We start from the raw sequence: 255 nt of genomic DNA, 5'->3' as shown, positions 1-255 counted from the left end.
GCAGCCCACGGCCGATCCAGGCACGCCAGGCGATGATCTCACGGTCACAGCAATCCTTCATGAATACGCCCGTCACGACGTCGCCGTTGTCGCAGGCGATCTCGAAGCCGTCCGAGCACCAGCGCTGATTCGATTCCTCGACGGCTACCTTGCCATCATGCGCGCGGCCGCTATCTCGGCGCTTGGGCGACTTCGGCAGCAGTAAACCCTGGGCCTTCATCACGCGATACATGCGCTTGTGATTGACTGGCCGCA

General features: G+C 62.4%; 1 pseudogene. It reads right to left on the bottom strand.

Going from position 1 to position 255, the window contains the following annotated elements:
* Positions 1 to 255, bottom strand: a pseudogene (locus GM672_RS28060) (IS3 family transposase); the annotation flags it as partial.

It is taken from the genome of Pseudoduganella buxea, assembly GCF_009720835.1.
GTDB lineage: Bacteria > Pseudomonadota > Gammaproteobacteria > Burkholderiales > Burkholderiaceae_D > Rugamonas > Rugamonas buxea.
The sequence above is the reverse complement of the archived record's forward strand: the minus strand, read 5'-3'. Positions and strand labels throughout refer to the sequence as shown.